This window comes from Streptomyces sp. CB03234, from assembly GCF_001905885.1.
In the GTDB taxonomy this organism is placed as follows: domain Bacteria; phylum Actinomycetota; class Actinomycetes; order Streptomycetales; family Streptomycetaceae; genus Streptomyces.
The window spans coordinates 310059-328848 of the sequence record NZ_LIYH01000008.1 but is presented as its reverse complement, the minus strand read 5'-3'; the positions used below and the strand labels follow the sequence as shown (position 1 = coordinate 328848).

The window sequence follows — 18790 nt, the reverse complement described above, 5'->3', positions numbered from 1 at the left end:
CCTCCATGATCATCTGCTTCCCGCTCGGCGCGCGCGCAATCGCCTACGGACGGCGTGGGCACTGGTGCCGACACGGTCACCCCGGCCCGTCGGCAACCGTGGGGTCAGCCGCGTGCGCCGAACACCTGGGTCCACCACGGTCCGCCCGGGCCCTCGTGGATGCCCACGCCGATTTCCTTGAACGAGCAGTTGAGGATGTTGGCACGGTGACCCGGGCTGTTCATCCAGGAGTCCATGACCGCGGCGGGCGTCTGCTGGCCCCGCGCTATGTTCTCGCCGTACGTCGACCACGCGTAGCCCGCCGCCGTGATCCGCTCGCCCGGACCCTCGCCATCGGGGTTCGTGTGGTCGAAGTAGTCGCGCGCGGCCATGTCGTCGGAATGGCGCCGCGCCGCCGTGTCCAGGAGGCCGTTCTGGCCCACCGGGCCACAACCGTTGTCCGCGCGTTCCGAGTTGACCAGTCGGGTCACCTGCTCGGCGAACGAGCCGGATGGAGCCTGCGGCCGCTCGGGCCGCGGAGCGGAACGCGTGCGGGACGGGGACGGCTCCGGAGGCGGCTTGGGCGCCGTCCGGCTGGGCGTGGGCCTGGGCGCCGGCTTCCGGGACGCCGGCGCCGAGGGCGAAGGGCTCGCGGAGGCGGACGGTGACGCCGAGGCCGACGGGCTCGCGTTCGACCGGGCGGGGGCGGCCGAGGGCGCGAGCGGTGTGCGGGACGGCTCGGCCGCGTTCTGCGTACGTACCTCCCGCCCGCCCTCGTCGGGCCCCAGGAGCTCCAGCCCGGCCACCCCGCCGCCGGCCACCAGCAGCGCCACCGCGGCCACGGCCACCCGGCGCTGCCGCCGGCGCCTGGCCTGCCGCTCCTGCCGCCGGCCCCCCGCACCGGACCCGCCCGGGCCCCCGGCCCCGGTGAGGACGAGCGCGTCGCCCGTACCGCCCCCGGCGAGCGCCGCAGCGGCAGCCACCGGCACCAGGCCCAGGCCGACCAGCAGCCCCTCGGCGGGGACCAGCCCGGCACCGTGGGCGGAGCAGACCGTGCACCCGCGCGCGTGCCGGGCGATCCGCTTGCGCCAGAGCGCGGACGGCAGCCCGTCCCACCCGGCCAGCGCGTCGTCCAGCAGCACACAGCGCGGGACCGCCGCCAGTGCCCGTACGACGATCCGGGCCGTCTCCAGCTGCGCCTTCATCCGCTGCACGCGTACGGCGGTGTGCTGCGGCGTCAGCCCCATGGCATCGGCGACCTCGGTGCGGCTGAGCTCGCCCGCGGCCTCCAGCCACCAGAGCGACAGCAGCTCCCGGTCACCGCCGTCCAGCCACCGGGTCGCCTCGGCGACCTCCCGCCGCTGCCCGGACAGGCCGAGTCGCATGATCGTCAGGTCCACGAAATCCGCGCCCGGGTCGGCGAGGTCCGGCCCCTCGGGCAGGGCGGAGACGAGCGCCGGGTCGAAGCGGTGGTCGCGTATCCGGTTCATGGTGATCGCCACGAGCCAGGACCGGAACCGCTGCGGGTCCCGCAGCGAACCAAGACCACCGAGCGCCCGGATCATCGTCTCCTGGACGACATCGTCCACATCCGCGTGCCCGCTCAGCGCCCGCCCGACGATGTTGTGGACGAGCGGCAGGTACGCCGAGACCAGCTCGTCCTGCGCCCGCTGGTCCCCGGACTGGGCCGCCCTGACCAGCCGTACCTCGTCTGTGTGGCTCACCTCTCGGCTCCTTTCTCCCCCGGGCGGCGATCCACCCGACACCTGGGAGACCGGCCGGCGGGCCGGCGATAACGAAAACAACGAGCCCACCCCCGGGCCGCCCCATTGTTTCCCGTCCCCTTCGCGGGGCAACGGGGAGGGGGAGGTGCCGAGTGAGCGTACGGAGCAAGGCAAGGGGCAAGAGCGGCAGAACCGCGGTCGAGGTCGCGGGGCGGTGGGGATTCGCCGCACGGGGTGTGATCTTCCTGCTCGTCGGTGTCCTCGCCCTGCGGATCGCCTTCGGTGACAACGCCGAACAGGCCGACAAAGGGGGCGCCCTCACCGAGGTCGCCGCGCAGCCGCTGGGGTCGGTACTCCTGTGGCTGCTGGGCATCGGCCTGGTGGGGATGGCCCTGTGGCAGCTCACCGAAGCACTGTGGGGAAACAAGACGACGCATCGGCTGTTGTCGGCCGGACGCACCCTGTTCTACGCCGTGGTGGCCTGGTCGGTGCTCGTCTTCGCCAGTGGCGACCACAGGGGTGGCGGCGGGGAGAGTGACCGGCAGTCCCACGACATGACGGCACGCGTGCTGGAACTGCCGGCCGGGCAGTGGCTCGTCGCGGCGGCCGGCATCGCCATCGCGGTCACCGGCGTCGTCGGTGCCGTACAGGCGGTCCGGCGCACCTACCGCAAGCATTTGCGGCTGGGCGAGATGAGCCCCCGGGTCCGCGACGCCGTGGACGTGACGGGGGTGGCCGGAGGAGTGGCCCGTGGGCTGGTGTTCATGGTGGCGGGCGGGTTCGCGCTGCGTGCGGCGATCACCTACCGGCCGAGCGAGGCCAAGGGCCTCGACGACACGATCCGCTCCTTCGCCGAGACCCCGGTCGGCCCGTGGCTGCTCGTGGTGCTGGCGGTGGGACTCGCCCTGTACGGGCTGTTCTCGTTCGCGATGGCGGTGTGGCGCCGGGTGTGAGCCCCCGTGCACGGCGGCGTCGCGTGCCCCGCGGCTGACGCGGGGCACGCAACGGCACGGCCGTGGGCGGGTGATGCTCAGAAGGTCAGGTTCCAGGCGTCGATCGTGCCGGTGTCCTGGGAGGCGCCGTCACGGACACGGAGCTTCCATGTGCCGTTCGCGGCCTCGCCGGAGGCGTTGACCGTGTACGTCTTGCCCACATTGTCCGTTCCGTCGTTGTTGGCGAAGTCCTCCAGCAGGTACACCGTGCCGTCCGGTGCCACCAGGGAGACGACCAGGTCACCGCGGTAGGTGTGCTTGATGTCCACGCCCACCTTGAGGGTGGCCGGGGCGTTGCCGCTCACTCCCGAGACGGTGAGGGGGCTGTCGACGGTCGCGTTGTCGGTGATCGCGACGTCCGTCGTCGTCTCGAAGTACGAGCCCGGGGGAGGCGTCGCGCCGCTGAGCGCCTTCAGGGCGTCGGTCTGGCCCTCGCCGAAGAAGCCGTTCTTGAGCGTCGTACCGGTGCACCGGCTGTCCGAGGGGCAGGCCACGTCCGTGGCCTGGACACCGAGCCGGGAGCGGATGTCGGCCGGAGTGGCGGCCGGGTCGGCGCTCGCCATCAGCGCGGCGACGCCCGCGACGTGCGGCGAGGCCATCGACGTACCGTTCATGTTGCCGTACTTGCCGCCCGGCAGCGTGGAGTAGACACCGGACGTGCCGTCACCGCCCGGGGCGGCGATGTCGATGACGCCGTTGCCGTAATTGGAGTACGACGCCTTGACGTTGCCCTTGCCCATCGCGGCGACCGTCACCACCCCCGGCAACTCGGTGGGAATGTCCAGGCACGCGTTGGTGATGGTGCGGGTGACGGGTGTGGAGTCGTTGGGGCTCTCCGTGTCGACCGTCTTGTTCGCGAGGTCGAGGTTGGAGTTCCCGGCCGCCGCGATCTGGAGGGAGCCCTTGTTCTCGGCGTACTCCTGGGCGCGCCTGACACCCTCGATGATGGCGGCCTGGTCGGCGTTGTCCGGGCAGTTGAACTGCCAGGGGTCGGTGTAGTAGCTGTTGTTGGTGACCTTGAAGCCGTGGTCACCGGCCCACATGAAGCCGCAGATGGTGTTCTCCGCGAAGAACAGGCTGCTGCCCGGCTCGGCGATGCGGACCGAGGATATCTTCACCCCGGGCGCCACACCGACGACGCCCTTGCCGTTCTTGGCGGCCGCGATCGTGCCGGCGACGTGCGTACCGTGCGTGCCGACGTCCCGCCAGGCGCCCGCGCGGGTGTCCGCCTTGCCGTACGCGCAGGAGACGGAGTCCGCCGCGTTGAAGTTGGGGGCGATGTCCTGGTGCTGGTCGTCCACGCCCGTGTCCAGCACACCGACCTTGACCGCCGCCGAGCCGGTGGTGACGGCCCAGGCCTGGTCGGCCTTGATCTGGGTCATGTCCCAGCGGGTCAGGCTCTCCGTCAGCGTGGTCGGGGACTGGGAGGGGTTCGCCGGCAGGGCCGGGTTGTACGCGTCGGCCGGAACGTCCGACGTACGCGTCGCCCCGACCTGCTGGACACCCGGGACGCCGCGCATGGCGGCGGCGAAACCGGAGGAGGCGGAGTGCGCGACTATCACGCCGATCGCGTCGTAGGAGGCGAACACCGTGCCGCCGTTGCCGGTGACGGCCGCCCGTACGGCGGATGTGCCGCCGGGTGCGGTGATGACGAGATGGGCGCGGGTACCGGCGGCCCAGACGGAGGCGGAGGCGGGGGCGGCAGCGGCGGAGGCGGCAGCGGCGGGCGCGGAGCCGGGGGCGGACGCCCGCGGTGCCCCGCCGGCGGCCAGGGCGGGGGTCCCGAGGGCGAGAGTGACGCCGAGGGCGGCCGCGGCGGCCGTGATCGCTGTCGCGGGGCGCCAAGGGGATATGTGACGTGTCAACGCGTCCTCCGAATCCCGGCGCGCTGGTCGGGCGGCCGGGTCGAATGTGTAGGGGGCGAACGCAAGATGTCAGACACGCGAACCACTGAGGAAGAGGGGAATCCCTTGCTTCTCGCACCGCGCGGCACAGGGGTCCCCGCGCGGGTCCGCGGCCGGGGGCGGCCACCCGCCCGGGGCGCGGCAACGTACAGTGCTGTGTGGGCGCGGCGCGAGCATCAGGAGAGCAAGTGACTGCGGTGAGCCTTGAGCACACGACCGTGCCCGCCGACAGGGGCGAGGTGACCCTGTTGATCGCCCGGCAGGTCGAGCCCGGATACGAGGCGGCGTTCGAGCGATGGGCGCGGGGCATTCTCGCCAGCGCGGCGCAATTCCCCGGGCACCTGGGCCACGGCTTGTTCCGGCCGTCCTCCGACGGCGCCCCATGGTTCCTCGTCCACCGTTTCCGGGACGCCGAGGCATGTCGGGAATGGCAGGAATCGCCGGACAGGGCGGCCTGGTTCGCCAACTGCGAAGGCCACCATCACACCGAGGTGGCGCGGCGGCAGCTGACGGGCATGGAGACCTGGTTCGCCAAGCCGGGAACGACACCGCCCGTACCCCCGCGGTGGAAGATGGCGATCAGCGCCACCCTGGCCATCTACCCGATCTCCCTGCTCGGCAGCTACTTCCTGGTGCCGCACCTGACGGGCCTGCACCCGGTCGTCGGCAGCGCCGTGATCGCCTGCGTCTTCAACGTCCTCATGACGTACGCGGCGATGCCGGCCGTGAGTCGCCTCCTGCGCGGGTGGCTCAGCCGGTAGGGGAGTGGTCGCGTTGCGCAGGACCGCCCCTCCGCGAGTGTGTCGCCCGCGGCGCAACGGGTACGCGCGCCCCATGGAGCCGGTGCCCCAGGACAATCACAACGCCCTCCGCGAGGACATGGACAACGCGTACGAGGAGGCGGCCCTCGGCGTCGCGCAGGCGCGACAGGGCGCCGTGGCGCTGGCGGCCGGCGGCGCATGCGGCCTGCTCGCGCTGTGGTCGGCGCACACGACGCTGCTGCGCGGCCTGGAACGCGTCTGGGAGCCGCGGCGGGTCGCGGGCGCGCTCACCCTCGTCTACGCGTCCGGCGCCTCGGTCCTCCTCCATTACGGATCGAAGCGGCTGCGGGTGGCCCGCGGCGCGTCCCGTGAGGCGCTGCACTCCTCACTGGACGTGGTGCGGCACGTGGTGGACGAGCTGAAGGACGGCTGACGCCCCGCCGGCGCGGCCCGCGGGGCGTCGGACGCCGCTCACCGGGTACGCGCGGAACATGACACGACACCACAAGGACGAGAACGACGATGTGACAGGGAGGCACCGGTGAACCCCCTCGTGACCGCCGCGCAGGACGCCGCGACCGCACCGGCGTGGCTCCATGTGACGGTGATGGTCGTCGCCGTACTGGTTCTCCTCTACAGCCTCACCAGGCACAGCAACTGACCTGGCGCGCCTACGGCGTGTGCGGGGTGAGCCGCCCGTCCTCGTGACGCAGTACCTCGCGGGCCGTGGCCAGCGCCGCCTCCCGGTCGGGCGGCACGACTCCGATCCGGGTGCGGCGGTCGAGGACGTCGGCCTCGTCGAGGGCGCCCTCATGGCGTACCGCCCACACGAGTTCGGCCACCGTGACCGGGTGGCCCGGTACGACGGGACGCGCCAGGGCCGGGTCCGCGAGGCCCAGTGCGTGCACGGCCGGGGCTTCGGTGCCGTAGCGGCGCACCAGCCGACGGGGAGCGCCCAGGGCGGCGAGCGTGCCCGGTGCGGCCGCGCCCACGAGGGGCAGGCCGGCTGTGCGGCAGGGCCCCGCCGTGAGGCCGCGCGCGGAGACGGCCGCGTCCAGGGCGTCCTGCGCCATGCGCCGGTACGTCGTGAGCTTGCCGCCCACCACCGTCACCACCCCGTCGGGCGAGGTCAGCACCGCGTGCTTGCGGGAGATGTCGGCCGTACGGGACGTACCGGGCACACCCGGCGTACCCGACGTGTCGAGCAGTGGCCGCAGCCCCGCGAACGCGCCGATCACGTCGTCGCGGCCCGGCGACACGTCGAGGGCCGAGCCGAGCACGTCGAGCAGGAAGCCGATGTCCGTCTCCGGCACTTCGGGGACGTCCGGTATGTCGCCGTCGACCGGTTCGTCCGTCAGTCCCACGTACACCCGGCCGTCGCCCTGCGGCAGGACCAGCACGAAGCGGTTGGCCTCGCCGGGGATCGGGATGTGCAGGCCCGCCGTGAGAGAGCCCAGGTCCCCGGAGCGGAGCACCAGGTGGGTGCCCCGGGAGGGCCGCAGCCGGATGTCGTCGACCAGGCCCCCCGCCCACACGCCGGCGGCATTGATGACGGCACGCGCCCTGATCCGCGTCTCCTCGCCGGTGAGTTCGTCCCGCACCCGGGCGCCGCCGCCGTCGAGGGACAGCGCCCGCGTACGGGTCAGGATCCGCGCGCCGTACGAGGCCGCCGTGCGGGCGACGGCGGTCACCAGCCGGGCGTCGTCGCTGAGCCGGCCGTCCCAGGAGAGCAGCCCTCCGCGCAGTCCGGCGGGCCGCAGCACGGGCGCCATGTGCCGGGTCTCCACGGGGGACAGGGCGCGCGGCGCCGGCAGCGTGGAGCGCGACGTACGCGCCGAGGCGCGCAGCAGGTCACCGGCGCGCAGGCCGGCCCGGGCCAGCGCCGCCTGCGACCGGGAGACCAGGGGTGTGAGCGGCAGGACGAAGGGCTGTGCGGCGACCAGGTGCGGCGCGGTCCGCTCCATCAGGATGCCCCGCTCCACGGCGCTCTCGTGGGCGACGTCCAGCTGTCCGGAGGCCAGGTAACGCAGGCCCCCGTGGATGAGCTTGGAACTCCACCGCGAGGTGCCGAACGCCAGGTCGTGGGCGTCGATCGCCGCGACCGTCAGGCCGCGGGAGGCGGCGTCGAGGGCGACGCCCGCGCCGGTGATCCCGAGGCCGACGACCAGGACGTCCACCTCCGCGCCGTCGGCGAGCCCGGCCAGTTCACGGTGGCGGCGCGCGGCGGTGAGCGACGGCGAGCCGGGGACGGGTGCGCCGGTGACGCGGGGAAGGCTCATGGGGCGAGGGTCCTTTCCAGAAGGGTCCGCAGCTCACCGAGGAACGCCGCTTCGTCGAGCTCGGGGTCGGCGTCATCGGTCATGGTGCGCAGCGAGAGCGTGAAGGACTGGACGATCAGCAGCACGGACCTGGCCTGGAGGCCGGGGTGCGCCACCCGGACCGATCCGTCGGCGTGTCCTTCCTCCAGCGCGCCGGTGATGAGGCCGAGCAGCGCGTCCTGGCTGGCGCCGCGCCGGTCGAGCACATAGGGCAGCAGGAGTTCGGGGTCCACATCCAGGATCTTGTGGAACAGCGGGTGCGCGCGGAACGCCTCGACCCCCGCGACCAGCCCGTCGACCAGCCTCCGCCGGGCGGGGGCGCCGGGTCCGGGCATGGCCGCCACGGCCAGGGCGACCCACTCACGGGTCATCACATCCCCGACCAGCGTCCGGACATCGGGCCAGCGGCGGTAGAGCGTCATACGGGAGACCCCGGCGCGGCGGGCCACGTCGGTCAGCGTCGTCCGGCGTACTCCGACGGCGAGGACGCAGTCACGGGCCGCGTCGAGGACGGTTTCCCCGTCCGAATGGTTGTGACGAATGGGCGTCATCTGTCACAGTGTACCGCCAGTGCGGGCCTCGGAGCACGCCACGATCCAGAACCGACGGTGAGGAAACCGACCCCGTGGACATGTTGTGGAGCGGCTGGGGCGACCCGGCCAAGGCGGCACCCCTGCCCGACACCGTGACCGGCCTGCTGCGCGACCTGCTCGGCGTCACCCCGCGCGAACACGGCCCCGCCGCGCTGGAGGACATCGCCGTCCCCGACTCCCCGCTCACCGACGAGGTACGCCGCGCCCTCGCCACCTGCCTGGGCGACCCCGCTCACCTGCGTACCGACGCCGAGACCCGCATCCGCCACACCCGTGGCAAGTCCACCCCCGACCTGCTGCGCATCCGCGCCGGCGACGTCGACGACATCCCCGCCGCCGTCCTGCTGCCCGGCAGCCACGACGAGGTCCTCGCCGCCCTGCGCGTGTGCGCCCAACACCAGGTGGGCGCCGTACCGTTCGGCGGAGGCACCTCCGTCGTCGGCGGCCTCGCCCCCGAGCGCTCCACCTTCGTCGCCCTGGACCTGCGCCGTATGGACGCCCTCCTCGGCCTGGACGAGGTCTCCCGCACCGCGACCCTCCAGCCCGGGCTGCGCGCGCCCCGCGCCGAAGCGCTGCTCAATGAACGCGGTTTCACACTGGGCCACTTCCCCCAGTCGTACGAATGGGCCACCATCGGCGGCTTCGCCGCCGCCCGCTCCAGCGGCCAGGCATCCGCCGGCTACGGCCGGTTCGACGAGATGGTCCTCGGCGTCACCGTGGCCACCCCCGAGGGCACCTGGGAGGCCGGCCGCGCCCCCCGCTCCGCCGCCGGACCGGATCTGCGCCAGCTCGTCCTCGGCTCCGAAGGCGCCCTCGGCGTGATCACCTCCGTGACCGTCCGCATCCGCCCCCTGCCCCGGAAGCGGCTCTACGAAGGATGGCGCTTCGCCTCCTTCGAGGCCGGCGCCGCCGCGCTGCGCACACTCGCCCAGGACGGCCCGCGCCCCACCGTCCTGCGCCTGTCCGACGAGACCGAGACCTTCATCGGCCTCGCCCACCCCGACCGCATCGGCAGCGCAGGCGCCATGGAGCCGGCCGGCTGCATGGCGGTCGTCGGGTACGAGGGAACGGCCGCCGAGACCGAACAGTGCCGGGCGGGCGTCCACCAGGTGCTCCAGGCGGAGGGCGGCGAGTGCGTCGGCCGGGAACCGGGGGACCGCTGGGCACACGGCCGCTACGACGCGCCCTACCTGCGCGACGCGCTGCTCGACGCCGGGGCCTTCGCCGAGACCCTGGAGACGGCCGCCTTCTGGTCCGCGCTCCCGCGGCTGTACCAGGGCGTCCGCCAGGCGCTCACCACCGCCCTCACCGACGCGGGCACGCCCCCGCTGGTCATGTGCCACATCTCGCACGTGTACGAGAACGGCGCCTCGCTCTACTTCACGGTCGTCTCCGCCCAGGGCGAGGACCCCGTCGCGCACTGGGCACCGGCCAAGCACGCCGCCAACGAGGCGATCCTTGCCGCCGGCGGCACCATCAGCCACCACCACGGCGTGGGAACCGACCACCGCGACTGGTACGCCCGGGAAGCGGGCCCCCTCGGTGTCCGCGTCCTCCAGGCCGTCAAGGCGGAGCTCGACCCGGCGGGGGTGCTCAACCCGGGCATCCTCGTCCCCGTCCGTCACCCCTGACCCGAGCCCCGCCCCTGCCCCGACCTGCCCTACGGAGGCGCGCACATGCGACAGTTCACCGCCGTCGTCAACCCGGCCGCGGGACGTTCCAGCGGCACGGCGGCCCTGCTGCCCGTGGCCCGGCTCCTGCGGGAGGCGGGAGCCGGACTGGACACCCGCTACAGCCGCAGCCTCGACCACGCCCGCGAGCTGGCGCGGCAGGCCGCCGCGCAGGGGCACGTGGTGCTCGCGGTCGGCGGCGACGGGATGGCCGGCGCCGTCGGCGGCGTACTCAGCGGCACCGACGCGGTCCTCAGCCTCGTCCCGTCCGGCCGCGGCAACGACTTCGCCAGGGCCCTGGAACTGCCCACCGAACCCCCGGCCCTGGCCGACCTGCTGCTGCACGCCGCACCACGCGCCGTCGACACCATCGAGGCCGAATCCGCCGTACACCCCAAGGTCCCGGTGCTCGGCAGCGTGTACGCCGGGGTCGACGCGCTGGCCAACCGGTACGCCAACCAGTCCCGGCTGCTGCGCGGCTCCGCCTCGTACTACGCGGGCGGGGCGCGCGCGGTGGCCGGCTGGCGGCCGGCGACGTACCGCATCACCGTCGACGGCACGACGCACGAACGGCGTGGCTACACGGTCGTCGCCGCCAACTCCGCCTTCTACGGCTTCGGCCGCCGCATCGCGCCGGACGCGCGTGTCGACGACGGCCTGCTGGACGTCGTCGTCATCCAGCACGCCCCGAAACGGCTCTTCTTCGCGATGATGAACGAGCTCAAGACCGGCGCGCACCTGCGGCGGCCACAGGTCGAGGTCCTGCGCGGCAAGGAGGTCCGCATCGAGGCCGACCGCGACCTCCCCTACGGCACGGACGGTGAGGTCGACGCGACGCTCCCCGTCACGGCCCGGGTGCGACCGGGCGCGCTCAACGTGCTGTGCTGAACGCGCCGCGGTGAACGCGCCGCGTCAACGGGAGGAGCCGGTCCGCCCGTCCACGGCGTCCCGCCAGTACTCCGCGACGGTCACCCCCGCCCGGGCCGGCGTGCCCAGCACCGGTGCCGTGAGGTCGGGGGCCGGGTAGGGGCGGGTGCCCGACAGGAGGCCGTGCTCATTGTCCTCGTTGTGCCACGAGGTGGTGGCGAACACGTACTTCCCGCCCGGCTCCAGGGTGGGATGGCCCTCCGGCTGCGTGAGCGTGACGGTACCCGTGAGGCCGCCCTTGAAGACGTGCCCGACGCGCACCTCGTACAGCCGGGAGGGGATCTCGGCGATGGTCCGCCGGCCGGTCAGGCGTACCACCGTGCCGTGGAAGACGTCGTCGGCGCTGCTCGCCACGTCACGGGCCGCGCCGGGGTCGTAGGAGGCGGTGACGGTTCGGACCGGCTCGGAAGGGTCGGTGACGTGCTGGAGGGCGAGGTACCCGCCGGTGGCCACGGCGGCGGTGAGAACCGCGGCCAGGCAGGCGAGGAGAGGTTTCTTCATGGTCATCCCCAAGGGGCGTGTCGAGGGCTGAGGACCAGCCGGTGTGTCGCTGCCCCGCAGCAGGGCGGGTCATCCGCCCGCGCGCACTAGTCGTACTGAACGGCACCCGATCGCGGGGGACCGCCCGGGGCGCGCCGACCGCCGGTTCCCCCGGACGGGCGACCGGCGCCGTGACCGGCCCGGCAGGGATCGTTGGCCGGGCATGCCACGTACAAGCAAGCGCCCCCTGGCCACGCTCGCCCTCACCGGCGCCGCCCTGTCGGTCTGCGGGACCGCCCACGCCGAATCCCTCAACGAGGGCCTGATCGACCGCGTCCAGGTGGGAGTCGACGGCAAGCTCGGACAGCATGTACTGGACGAGGCCGTGCACACCGTCGACACGGTGCAGTCGAAGGCCTCGATCCAGCCGGGCGCCCGCGCGTCCTCCTGACTGTCGGACCCGCCGCATAGAGTGATCGTCGGCGGAACCGACGTACGGGGAGGGGCACATGGCCAGGGAACGAGACTTTGGGCCGATCCAGTTGGCCGACTGGCTGGGGCTGGAACCGAGGGACGTGCGCCGGGCCCAGGCGCGCGGACTGATACCGCCCCCTGACATCGACGACGAGCGGTGGTCGCTCACGCTGGCCAAGACGCTGCCGGACCGCATCGAGGAGATAGTGTCCGCGCTGGGCGGCCGAGGCAGCGGACAGGCCTCGGCGACCGCACCGGCTCCGGGGGCCGCGGGTTCGGGCTTCGGGAGGGCCAACAGCGGGAAAGGCGCCAGGGGGCGGGCCTTCGGACCGATCCAGCTGGCGAAATGGCTGGGCCTGGAGAACTGGCAGGTGCCCCGTGCCGTTCAGCACGGCGTGATCCCGCCCCCGGACGTGGACGACAAACGCTGGTCGTACACCGTGGCCGCCACTCTGCCGGACCGTGTCGAAGAAATCCGCGCCGCCGTGGGCGACCATCCCGGTCTCGGGTCCATCAAGGCGGCGGAGCACCTCTCCCGGCGCACGCAGATGGAAGTCGAACGCGTGGATGTGCAGGCCCTGGCCGATCGCGGACTGCTGCGCCCCATCGCCGAATTCAAGGGACATCCCATGTACGCGGTGGGCGATCTCGACGGGCTCGCCGAGGAGCAGATCACCGCCACGGTCCGCGAGCGCCATGCCTGGATCGCGGCCAGCCTGACGACCAAGGAAGCGGCGGCACTTCTGGGCTGGCCCGTCGGGAAGTTCGAAGTGACCGCCGAGCGCCTCGGAATCCGACCGGGAGCCCTGGGGCGATACGCCAGGGAGGACGTGGAAGCGCTGCCTGACCAGCCCGGCCGAACCTAGGAGGAGCTTTTGCGGGCACGGCCGTTGACCGGCCGCGCCGGCTGTTTCCCGGCCCGGTCCCGGGCCGCCGAACGGTCGGGGGACAGGTATGCCGGAGGTCAGGAGAAGACCACACACGCGGCGGCCGGCACCGCCACCGCGCCGACGTGGCGCAGTTGTCCGCTGTCCGTGTCCACGTCGAACCAGGTGATGTCCCCGGACCACTCGTTGACGACGTACAGCCGGCGTCCGGACGGATCCGCCACCAGGTCGCGCGGCCACACGCCACCGCAATCCACGCTGCCGGTGAGCCGTGGTTTCTCCGCCCCGTCGGAGAGGGAGAACGTCAGGACCCTGTTGCTGCCGCGCACGGCGGCCCGGACGAAACGCCCGTCGCGCGAGACGCGGACGACGGAGGGGTGGACCCGGTCCCCCTCGGACGCGCCTTCGGGATCGATCGCCACCTCCGCCAGCGGTTCCAGGCGCCCGGACGCCGGATCCCAACGGCAGACGGTCATCTGCGGCTCCAGCTCGTGCAGGACGTACACCACCTCGCCGTCCGGGTGGAAGGCGAGGTGCCGCGGCCCCGACCCGGCGCGGAGCGCGGTCTCGGTGTGGAGCCGGAGCTCTCCGGAGGCCGGGTCGAGCGCGCAGACCCGTACCGAATCGGTGCCCAGGTCGACACTGAGCACCCATCGCCCGCCGGGGTCGGGCAGCACCTGGTGGGCGTGCGGACCCTGCTGCCGGTCGGGGTCGGGGCCCGAGCCCCGGTGCGCGAGTACGGCGGGCGGACCGGCGAGGCTGCCGTCGGGCCCCACCGCGAGGCTGCTGACGCTGCCCGAGCCGTAGTTGGCGGTGAGCAGCCTGCGCCCGGCGACGATGAGGTGGGTGGGGCCAAAGCCGCCGACGTCGGCCGGCGGGCCGAGGGCGGTGAGGCTGCCGTCCGACCCGGCCCGGAACGCGGCGGCCGCGCCCGGCTCCGTATCGCTCACCGCGTAGAGCACCCCGGTCCCGGGGGCCAGAGCCAGACACGAGGGGTTGACCACGGTGTCGACGCTCGTACGCGGGGTCAGCGCCCCGGTCGCCGGGTCGACGGCCGCGACCGTGATGCCGCGGCCGCCCCCCGAGGTGAACGAGCCGATGTACGCCCACTGCACGCCGATGCCCTCTCTGCCGTTCCTGACGGACTGGCTGGGCACTGTAAGCACGGCCGGCCGGCGTCAGCGGCTGAACACGCCGACCTCATGGAGCGAGTAGCCCCATCCGGTCCCGCGTTCCAGTCCCATGACGCGGACGAAGCGGGCCGGTACGGCGGAGAACCGTACGGTGTCCAGGCCGCCGTCCCCGGCGGTGGTGGACCGGACGGTGCGCCAGTCGTCGCCGTCGGCGGACACCTCGATCCGGTACGCCTTGGCGTACGCGCGCTCCCAGTCGAGCGTGACCCGCCCGACCGCACGCGTGGTTCCCAGGTCGATCCGCAGCCACTGGGGGTCGCGCCAGTCGCTCGCCCAGCGCGTGCCCGGGTCGCCGTCCACGGCGCGGGCGGGGGCGTGACTCGTGAACGGGTTCCACTCCGACGTACTGGCCGTGACGGTGGAGCCGGCCGCCAGGTTCTCGTCCGGGCGGTGGCGCTCCGAGGCGCCCCAGGTGGTGAGGTAGGACTCGGCGCCGCGGAAGAGGTCGTCGATGACGTCCTGGCCGCCGGTGACGCGGATGTCCTCCAGCCAGTCGGGCACGAGGCCGTAGTGGGCGGCGCCGTCGGTGTTGATGTCCCAGGTGCGCTCGCCGGTGGTCTGCCGGTCGATGAGCGAGCCGCCGTCGGCGCTGCGGAACGGGTAGCGCACGGGGTCGGGGGTGTCCGTGCCGCGGGGCGCCGGCCAGCCGCCGACGCCGTTCATGTCGGTGCCGTAGCCGTAGCCGGCTCCGTACTTCTCGCGCAGGGCGTCGGTGCGCCGCGCCTCGGCGGTGAAGGCCTCGGCGCCGTGCATGTACTGGGCGATGAAGCCACCGAGGCGGTAGACCCGCTCCGTCCAGTCGATGTCCATCCAGCTGTGCGAGGAGAGCACACCGGGGTACGACTCGGACTCCAGGACGTCCAGGACGCGGCCCGTGGCCTTCACGCTCATGTGGTCGATCTCGATCATCATCCCCCGCCGCATCATGCCGCGCAGCGCGTACTCGCCGAGCGCGGTCAGCCCCCGGGTGTTGCAGCGCGCGTCGGCCGCGTACGAGGGGACCGTCACGCCCGGCGGGAGCTTCTTCTCCGCCTCGGCCGCCGGTGCGAGACCGATGGGGTTGTCGGCCTGGGGCCCGGTGCACTTCTCCGTCTTCCAGAAGGTGCCCGTCGACAGGAACTGGCCGACATTGATGGCCGTTCCGAGGGTGCCCGAGTCGAACCTGACCCCGCACAGGGCGTTGTCGAACTTGTGGCACAGGAACATGCTGCGGACGCCGAGCGCGTGCAGCTCGTCCAGACCCCGGTCGATGTCGTCCCTGCCGCACTGGGGAACGTCCAGGATCTGCTTGCAGCCGAACGGCTCCGAGGTCTCCACGCCCAGGACGACGGCCATCTTGCCCTGCTCGATCACCGCGCGTGCCTGCGCGGAGTCGGTGACGATCCGGAACCAGCCCTTGCCGGGCCCGCCGTACATCCGGTCGACGTACGCCTGCATCTCGTACGTCTTGCGTGCCTGGAGGCGGATGGAGGTCATCTCGTCGCAGCCGCGGTCCTTGAAGAAGTAGACCGAGCAGATGACGCCGTTGGTGACGAGGTCGTTGACGAGCACGCGCTGGCCGCCGCGCCAGGCGCGCTCCACCCAGGCGTAGTAGTTCTGCTGGTGCGTCAGCGAGTCATGGGCGGGCCAGTCCTTGAACGTCGGCCAGCCGTGCGGGTCGTGCCTGCCGTCGCCGCCCTTGGTGATGAAGTCGAAGACCGCGAGGGAGCCGTCGGGGTAGTGCTCCGGGCAGTCCTTGAGCGCGTCGGCGACGCCGAGCTCCGAGAAGGGCTTGCCGCAGATCAGCCGGCCGCCGAAGGCCTCGTTGGACATCAGGTGGTCGTGCGCGTCGACGAAGCCCCGCACCCGGCCCTGGGCGTCGGTGCCCTTGAACGGCTCCCCGGTGACGTCGACGCGGGAGTCGGGCGTGGGCCGGGCGACCGGGTCCCACCATCCGGGGCCGGCCGACGGGCCTGCCCCCGCGGGGGTGGGGCCCAGGGCCATGAGGGAGAGGAGCAGGGACAGCACCGCGAGACCCTTGAGCCTGGCGTGCGAGCGTCGCAGCAAGGTCATCACCCATGTCCGGACGAGGGCGGCACCGTCGAGGAGCCGGGCGCGGGCAAGTCCCGAGCCTCAGCGGTGATTGTCATGTTCGCATAAATTGTGCGAGGAGGATCGCGGCTGTCACCGGAGCAGTCAAGAGCCGGGCAGGGGCATGCCGCGCCGGCCGGCCGGTTCAGCGGCCGGGCAGCGACAGGCGTCCCTGTAATCGCTGGGCCCGGAGGACCAGCTCCAGTTCGAAGCGGCGGTCCGGATCCTCCACCTCGTCACCCCACAGCTCCTTGATCTGCCGCATCCGGTAGCGGACCGTCTGCGGGTGCACCCCGAGCCGCGCGGCGACCTCCGGCGCGCCGCCCCGGGTTTCCAGCCAGGCCAGCAGGGTCTCGGCCAGGCGGCGGCGCTGGGTGGGCCCGCGGTCGGCGAGCGGGGCGAGGCACCGGTCGGCCAGCGCCTCGATCAGCTCCTCGGGCGGGAGCAGGACCAGGGCGTCGATGTGCTCCGTGCAGTGCAGGAGCTCGCCCGACGGCAGCAGGCCGCGCTCGATGAGGCCCATCGCCTCCGTCGCCCACCGCAGCGAGGCCGCCGCGTCCCCCAGCGGGACGGCCGGACCGATCGCCCCCGTCCAGCCCCGCAGCGCCCGGTGCAACTGCTCACAGCGGCCCGGTACCGCCGGATCCGGTACGAACAGCAGCGGCCGTTCGCTCTCCATGTCCAGCAGCACCTCCGCCCCCACGGCCGGTGCCACGCAGTCGCGGGCCGGGCGCAGCAGCACCCCCACGGCCACCCGCTGCGGGAGGGTCCAGCCGATGCGGGCGGCATGGGCGGCGGCGTGCTCCTCCAGGGGACGGGACCGGTCAGGGCGGCGCTCGCCGAGCAGGGCCTGCGTCAACTTGCGCTGCAGCCTGAGCCGTTCACCGGCCTGGCGGGCCGCGGCCTCGGCGTAGCCGCGTACCGTCTGGTCCACCAGGCCGTCGAGGAAGGCGAAGCCCGCCTCCGCGAGGTCGTACATCGCCGGAGGCGGGATCCGGGCCTCATGGCCGATCTCCGCCAGCCGCCGCCAGGCGAGGCGTACCCCGAGCCGGTAGACCGCCTGGAGGGAGTCGAGGGTGCGGCCCTGCTGACCCTCCCCGCGGCCGAAGTCCTGGAAGACCTCCAGGTGCAGCTGGGGGCTGCCGGAACCCCGGACGAGGTGCTGGAGGAACTCCTCCAGGGCACGCCGGATGCCGACCAGCGCGACCAGCTCGCCGGAGTCGTCGACGAGGAGCGGCATCCGGGGATGCTCGCGGCAGATCGTGTCCAGGATCTCTTGGGCGAGTGCGGGTACTTCGGCCATGGCGCGGTCGGCGAACTCGCGCACCTGCCGGTGCGGCAGGTCCGCCCAGGCCGAACGATCACCGGCCGGCGCCCGCAGGCCTTGCGTGTCCACTCCGGTCAACTCGGGTCACCCCCGGGGCAGAGCCGTCTCATGGCTGATCAGTGGCACATTGGGCTGTTCCGGGGTGGTGTCGAGCAGGGCCACGATGGCGAGGGCCGCTCCCACGGCGAGAGCCGCGGCGACCGCCACGGTGAGGGCGGCGGCGAGCAGTCTGGGCATGGTCGGGTCGGCCTTTCTGACGCTGGAACCCCACCACGAGTCCGCCACCCCGAACGGCGACGACCCCATGGCACCAGTGCATTGACAGCCCGTCAAGAGGACCCCTACGGTTCCCGGCCCATACGCCAGTGCACGTGTACGCCGCGCAGTCCCGCCCCGGCCCCCAACGGAGTGTCCGCAATGCGTCGCACCGCTTCGCCCCTGTCCCTGATCCTTCTCGGTACCGGTGTCTTCCTGCTGGTCCTCGCGCCTTTACTGGTCTGGTACGTCCAGCCACGCGCCAAAGTGACCCCCGTCGACGTCGACACCGTCACCGTCTTCACCGGTACGGGCAGTTATTTCGACACCCGCCGGATCGAAACCGTCACCGGACGCCCGCTGACCATCACCCGCCAGGTACGCGGTGACGTGGCCGACAGCGTCCGCAGCGGCCGGGCGGTCTGGGACGTCTCCACCTCGGTGGACGCCGAGCACACCCTGCCCGCCGCGGCCACGCACGACTCGCTCCAGTGGACGCTGGAGCGCTGGGTCACCGACCGGCGCACCAATGAGCCCGTGCACTGCTGCCAGGAGACGCCGACCTTCGACGGCGAGGCCTACCTGAAGTTCCCCTTCGACGTGGAGAAGCGGTCCTACCGCTGGTGGGACGGCACACTCGGGTCCACCGTGACCCTCCGCTTCGACGGGACGCAGAAAGTCCAGGGGTACGAGGGCTACCGCTTCACCGGCCGGGTGGAACCGGCGAAGACGGGCACCCGGCTGGTGCCCGGCCGGCTGGTGGGACAACCTGGCCGGCCCCAGGTCCTCGCCGAGGAGTGGTACTCCAACCACGGCATCGAACTCGTCGTCGACCGGCGGACGGGCCGCATCATGAACGCGGCGATCGGGCCGCGGAAGGTGCTGCGCGCACCCGGTTCCACCAAGGACGCCGTGGTGCTCCTCGACAGCCGGCGCATGGAGTTCACCCCCGCCACCCAGCGCGCCCAGGTGGCGCTGGCCTCGGCCGACAACCGCAAGCTGCGCCTGCTGGGTCAGGCGGCGCCCCTCGGCGCGGCCGTCCTCGGCGCGCTGCTGACGGCCGCAGGGGCGGTGCTGCTGGTCCGGGGCGGGCGGCGCGACTCTCCTGCCGGACCAGCGATGTGACGGTACGTCACTCACTGATCGGTCGAAATTTGTCACCCAGGTGAGTAGCTGTGCCGAGGGAGTTGGCGAAAACTGACCAACCCACCGCACCGCCACATCCGCTTCCCCGGG

General features: G+C 72.9%; 17 protein-coding genes. 8 read left to right on the top strand and 9 right to left on the bottom strand.

What is annotated here, in order from left to right; all coding sequences use genetic code 11:
* Positions 1-104 precede the first annotated feature (104 nt).
* The gene (locus tag AMK26_RS32290; protein WP_073759144.1) at positions 105-1703 is read right to left on the bottom strand and encodes a sigma-70 family RNA polymerase sigma factor; all 1599 of its coding nucleotides are present in this window, start codon (positions 1701-1703) and stop codon (positions 105-107) included.
* Positions 1704-1855: 152 nt separating this feature from the next.
* On the opposite strand from AMK26_RS32290, the gene AMK26_RS32285 reads away from it, so the two are divergent.
* Positions 1856-2656 carry a DUF1206 domain-containing protein gene (locus tag AMK26_RS32285; RefSeq protein ID WP_073759142.1) on the top strand — a complete coding sequence of 267 codons (801 nt, stop codon included), beginning with the start codon at positions 1856-1858 and terminating at the stop codon, positions 2654-2656.
* 77 nt (positions 2657-2733) lie between these two features.
* Here AMK26_RS32285 and AMK26_RS32280 read toward each other — a convergent pair whose 3' ends face one another.
* The gene (locus tag AMK26_RS32280; RefSeq protein WP_443333202.1) at positions 2734-4560 is read right to left on the bottom strand and encodes a S8 family peptidase; all 1827 of its coding nucleotides are present in this window, start codon (positions 4558-4560) and stop codon (positions 2734-2736) included.
* Positions 4561-4787: 227 nt separating this feature from the next.
* Between AMK26_RS32280 and AMK26_RS32275 the strand changes: the two genes are divergently transcribed.
* Together AMK26_RS32275 and AMK26_RS32270 are read left to right on the top strand one after the other, a co-directional pair.
* Positions 4788-5360, top strand: coding sequence for an antibiotic biosynthesis monooxygenase (locus AMK26_RS32275; RefSeq protein WP_073759140.1), 573 nt, complete (start codon positions 4788-4790; stop codon positions 5358-5360).
* A gap of 82 nt (positions 5361-5442) precedes the next feature.
* Positions 5443-5793, top strand: coding sequence for a phage holin family protein (locus tag AMK26_RS32270; protein ID WP_143608682.1), 351 nt, complete (start codon positions 5443-5445; stop codon positions 5791-5793).
* A 238-nt stretch (positions 5794-6031) separates the two neighbouring features.
* On the opposite strand, the gene AMK26_RS32265 is transcribed toward AMK26_RS32270, so the two are convergent.
* Both AMK26_RS32265 and AMK26_RS32260 read right to left on the bottom strand, forming a co-directional pair.
* A complete protein-coding gene (locus AMK26_RS32265; protein ID WP_073759136.1) occupies positions 6032-7639 on the bottom strand; it encodes a glycerol-3-phosphate dehydrogenase/oxidase in 1608 nt (535 codons plus the stop codon).
* Positions 7636-8229: a TetR/AcrR family transcriptional regulator gene (locus tag AMK26_RS32260; protein WP_073759134.1), complete on the bottom strand. Its 594-nt coding sequence runs from the start codon at positions 8227-8229 to the stop codon at positions 7636-7638. The genes AMK26_RS32265 and AMK26_RS32260 overlap by 4 nt, the downstream gene beginning before the upstream one ends.
* Positions 8230-8303: 74 nt before the next feature.
* Between AMK26_RS32260 and AMK26_RS32255 the strand changes: the two genes are divergently transcribed.
* The gene (locus AMK26_RS32255) at positions 8304-9902 is read left to right on the top strand and encodes an FAD-binding oxidoreductase (RefSeq protein ID WP_073759132.1); all 1599 of its coding nucleotides are present in this window, start codon (positions 8304-8306) and stop codon (positions 9900-9902) included.
* 45 nt (positions 9903-9947) lie between these two features.
* Positions 9948-10829, top strand: coding sequence for a diacylglycerol/lipid kinase family protein (locus AMK26_RS32250; RefSeq protein WP_073759130.1), 882 nt, complete (start codon positions 9948-9950; stop codon positions 10827-10829).
* A gap of 24 nt (positions 10830-10853) precedes the next feature.
* On the opposite strand, the gene AMK26_RS32245 is transcribed toward AMK26_RS32250, so the two are convergent.
* The gene (locus AMK26_RS32245; protein WP_143608680.1) at positions 10854-11369 is read right to left on the bottom strand and encodes a hypothetical protein; all 516 of its coding nucleotides are present in this window, start codon (positions 11367-11369) and stop codon (positions 10854-10856) included.
* A 202-nt stretch (positions 11370-11571) separates the two neighbouring features.
* On the opposite strand from AMK26_RS32245, the gene AMK26_RS32240 reads away from it, so the two are divergent.
* Both AMK26_RS32240 and AMK26_RS32235 read left to right on the top strand, forming a co-directional pair.
* Entirely contained in the window at positions 11572-11799 is a 228-nt protein-coding gene (locus tag AMK26_RS32240) for a hypothetical protein (RefSeq protein WP_073759128.1), read from the top strand.
* A gap of 58 nt (positions 11800-11857) precedes the next feature.
* Entirely contained in the window at positions 11858-12688 is an 831-nt protein-coding gene (locus AMK26_RS32235) for a hypothetical protein (RefSeq protein WP_198944216.1), read from the top strand.
* Positions 12689-12786: 98 nt separating this feature from the next.
* On the opposite strand, the gene AMK26_RS32230 is transcribed toward AMK26_RS32235, so the two are convergent.
* The 4 genes from AMK26_RS32230 to AMK26_RS37465 form a co-directional block, all read right to left on the bottom strand.
* Positions 12787-13866, bottom strand: coding sequence for a lactonase family protein (locus AMK26_RS32230; protein WP_241838169.1), 1080 nt, complete (start codon positions 13864-13866; stop codon positions 12787-12789).
* Positions 13867-13887: 21 nt separating this feature from the next.
* Positions 13888-15885: a discoidin domain-containing protein gene (locus AMK26_RS32225; RefSeq protein ID WP_443333204.1), complete on the bottom strand. Its 1998-nt coding sequence runs from the start codon at positions 15883-15885 to the stop codon at positions 13888-13890.
* 232 nt (positions 15886-16117) lie between these two features.
* Entirely contained in the window at positions 16118-17377 is a 1260-nt protein-coding gene (locus AMK26_RS32220) for a helix-turn-helix domain-containing protein (protein ID WP_241838168.1), read from the bottom strand.
* A 6-nt stretch (positions 17378-17383) separates the two neighbouring features.
* Positions 17384-17536, bottom strand: a complete 153-nt coding sequence (locus AMK26_RS37465) for a hypothetical protein (protein WP_179166682.1) — start codon at positions 17534-17536, stop codon at positions 17384-17386.
* Between the two features lie 180 nt (positions 17537-17716).
* Between AMK26_RS37465 and AMK26_RS32210 the strand changes: the two genes are divergently transcribed.
* The gene (locus AMK26_RS32210) at positions 17717-18679 is read left to right on the top strand and encodes a DUF3068 domain-containing protein (protein ID WP_073759122.1); all 963 of its coding nucleotides are present in this window, start codon (positions 17717-17719) and stop codon (positions 18677-18679) included.
* The last annotated feature ends 111 nt before the right edge of the window (positions 18680-18790 follow it).